3 protein-coding genes are annotated in these 3629 nt (G+C 47.9%); all 3 read right to left on the bottom strand.

What is annotated here, in order from left to right; all coding sequences use genetic code 11:
* On the bottom strand, positions 1–1397 hold a 1397-nt coding region (locus GF309_12570), incomplete at its 3' end, for an AAA family ATPase (protein ID MBD3159618.1).
* Positions 1394–2614, bottom strand: a complete 1221-nt coding sequence (locus tag GF309_12565) for a hypothetical protein (GenBank protein MBD3159617.1) — start codon at positions 2612–2614, stop codon at positions 1394–1396. The genes GF309_12570 and GF309_12565, both read right to left, overlap by 4 nt.
* The coding region (locus GF309_12560) for a DUF853 family protein (GenBank protein ID MBD3159616.1) at positions 2611–3629 on the bottom strand (1019 nt) is incomplete at its 5' end. The genes GF309_12565 and GF309_12560, both read right to left, overlap by 4 nt.

Genomic DNA, 3629 nt, shown 5'->3' with positions numbered 1-3629 from the left:
TCCAGTTCTTCGCTCGTTTCTTCTATGCTAGACTCGATGCTTCTGAACTTGGGAGAGATGCCTCTCAAGTCGATCTCTGCCAGTTGGTGCCAATCTTCGCCAACCGCTTTTGTTGCTTCTTCGTTGTTTGTGGAAAGGTCGTCTTCCAAGTCTTCGATGCTCTCTTTGATTCCGGAGATATTTTCGTTCACTTGTTGAAGTTCAGACTGCAAACTATCAACAGTATCGAGTTCAGTTTCAACATCATCTTTTTGACTCACAGCTTCGTCAATTATTCTGCCCAATTCTTGCTCCCATTCTTCCACGGGTATTTTCTCTAGTTCGGGTTCAATGTCCAGAATCCTACCAGACTTCTCTTCCTCACTTTCTTCCAGTTTGTCTATAGACTTCAGCAAGCTGGTTTTAGAATCCCTTTTGGCTTTGAGCTGCTCTTTCTTCTTTAACCAGCCTTCGTATTCTTCCCTTATGCATGCAAGCTCCTCTTTCATCGACTCGTAGGTTTCCCGAGCTTCCTCTTCAAGCTGACCAACATTGGATAAATCAACAGTCTCTGGAAGAGCGAATGAGATACTCTCACAATGCTCCTCTGCTTCTTCAAGATTGGAAGTTATTGCTTCTTCTTCGCGATCAATGGCTTCCTGACGCTGGCCGGTCTGGGTAGTCAGCCTTTCAAGTTCTTTCTTCAAGGCATCTAGCTCAGTGCACGCCTCCTGAACGTCTTTCAATTCCTCTTTATTGGTCTCGAGCTCATCTTGCAGGGCGCTAAGCTTCTCCTTCTTGCTTTCAAGTTCCGTCTTCCTCTCTTCAAGTTTTGATGCGGGTTCTTCGTAAGCTTTGATGATTTCCTTCGATTGGTCGATTTCTGTCTCCAGATGTGACTGGATTCGCCTGCAAGTGCTCCAAGCATTGTCGAATTCCTGAAGACCTAGCAGTTTATCGAATAGGTCTTTTCTCTCAGAATCTCTCATGCCGATGATTTCGGCAATCTCTCCCTGACTGACCAGGATAACGTCCCGGAATACTTCTTTCTTGATATCTAGAATATCAGCGATTTCGTCCGTAACGAATGTCTGCTTCTCGGCAATTGTATCATCTTGGGGGCGAGTAATCAAGTACGCCTCATTCGTGCCTGACGCCCGGATTATCCGTTGTGCGGTATATTCCTGGCCATTGTGTTCAAAATCAAGCTCAAACTCAGCAGCGTTCTTTCCCAGACGAATGAACTCGTCCAGATTCCCCTGCTGAAAATCACTGTACAACGAATAGAGGATTGATTGCAGTATGGTACTTTTCCCAGATCCGTTTCTTCCGACTATGACGTTTTTTCCAGTTGCGAGGTTAACCTCGCCATCATCGAAGCACTTGACGTTCTTCATTCTGAGACATTGCAGTTTCATTCCACATCACCTAGTTCTTCTTGAATCTCTTCATCATCAGCAAAGTCGTAGAGCATCTCAAGCAATGTCGATTCAGCTTTGTCATCGAGGGATTCAGTTAGGATGTCTTTCATGTTGTTCGCCAGGGACACCCATTTCCCAGCATTCTCTTCTGTCACGTCCAGTCGCTGCACAAAGACCTCCTCCATCAGCTCCGTATCAGACACATCCTCTCGGACCGGAAGACCCGCATAGTCCATCTGTGGTTCAATCGTAACGTGGAAGGCTTTCTCGGCCTCCTGAGTGAGACTCCGGATATCAAGAGACTCGTGGGTATCACTCAGCTTCCCGGTCACATCGACGCGGATAATGGCATCTTCTTCATCCAGCTCCTGCAACGCTTCAGAAACAGCTTTAGATGCTTCTGTGATTGTTACTGTACCCAATTCCAGTTTCTTTCGTTTCTTGGGTCTAACCGGATAGTTGAAGCGCTCAATCGATGTCTCCCACGATGCGTTCTTCTTGGTCAAGCTGGCAATCGCAACCGACCGCTCTGGGTTGTCCCACTCTGCAGCAGAAACGTGCTCGGTAGATCCTGAACAGCACATTGTTTCTGAACCGTTCACCCACCAGCCATGATAGTGACCTATGGCGACATAGTCGAAGCCAAGAACATCAAGAGTATATTCACTCAACCTGGCGGAAGGAATCATGTTATCCAAGTATGCATGCATGAGCAGGATATTCGGCATATCGTCCTTCTCCAATGCATCCTCGTTCTCTTCCACCAAATCCTTGAGTTTAGCACCTGTATCATTTCCGTAATAGCCGAGGCCCCAGACCCTCACCGATGAACCGTTATCTAGCGAGACCTCTTCGAATTGATCCTCCAGGTATGTGAGCAGACCCAGGTCTTCAAGTACGTGAAGCTCGTTTCCGCCTTGTCGTTTGCTCCATGCATAGGACGCGTCGTGGTTTCCACGAGTGGCGAAAACAGGAATGTCCTTTTGTCTGAGTCTATCAAACACGCGTATTGAATGTCTCTGATCGACAGGGTACGGGCGCGACCTGTGGAAAAGATCACCAGGCACCACTACGAGATCTGGATCCTGTTCTGCCAGAATGTCAGCAGCATCGGCAGCCGCATCGAAGAAATCAACGGCTCTATCATATTTTCCGTACTGCCTGTGTCCCAAATGCAAATCAGACATCTGTCCAATCCGAATTGTATCTGTCAACTCCAATCCCTCCGTTCGAATGCTCCATCGTCATCATGTCTGCGATTCCGTGGTTTGGTATTGCTCGACTGAGGATTCTGCCAGGCATCAACAACATCGATATCCTCACCGCCTAGTTTCCCCTGGTATTTGTCAACCTTCACCAATGCTGGAAGGTTCACGGCGGGGCCAAAAATAACGGCTTCTCCCACATTGAGACTGGGTAGCTCTTCCATGAGCTCTCTACTCATGGCTTCTGCTGAATTCTCGATGTTGCTCTGGTCTCTTGGATTGACGACTCGCAACACAATCATGCTGTTACACTGTGATAACACATTGGAATCGATTTTTCCAGGCCGCTGTGAGACGACGCACAAACCAACACCGAATTTCCGTCCTTCAGAAGCGATTCGTCTGAGGATACGTTTGGATGTAGCCCTATCATCCGATGGTACGAAGTTGTGAGACTCCTCTACAACAAGCAGCACAGGACATGGAATCGATTCTTCATTTTCATGATTCCGCCGCCAGGCAACCGCTCCGCGTAGAATCTTCTGAGATACTCGCCGCACAACAGCTTGTTGAACATCGGTATCAAGTCCTGCCAGCGAGAGTACGGTCATGCGTCCTTCGTTGACAATTCCCGGGCCATCTCCCCCGGCCAAGGGCACTTCTTGGGTCTTGTCAAGGATTGCAAACTCAGTCGCTTCTGCCATGAGGCTTTGCAGTCCCTGTAACTGGTCAGAATCTTCGCCACCGTCTGCTTTCACCAATGCATTTTCAAGATCTTCGTAGCCCCATTCCTTATCCTCCAGCAACTTGAAGGCTTCTCTGAACAGTTTTCGCTGCAGTGTTGCATTGGAACGGACACGGAGAATGGACATGAAATCATCAGCAGAGAAGCTGTTGTATCTGAATCTCAACGGGAGAATTCTCCTGTCCGGATCAGCCTCAACAGAGAATGCAACCAGCTTATCATCCAATTCGTTTCGCATTCCAATATATTCACTGTGTGGATCAATTACGACTACTGCTC

The organism is Candidatus Lokiarchaeota archaeon, from assembly GCA_014730275.1.
In the GTDB taxonomy this organism is placed as follows: Archaea; Asgardarchaeota; Thorarchaeia; order Thorarchaeales; family Thorarchaeaceae; genus WJIL01.
Note: the sequence above shows the minus strand (reverse complement) of the source record. Positions and strands in the feature narration are given on the sequence as shown.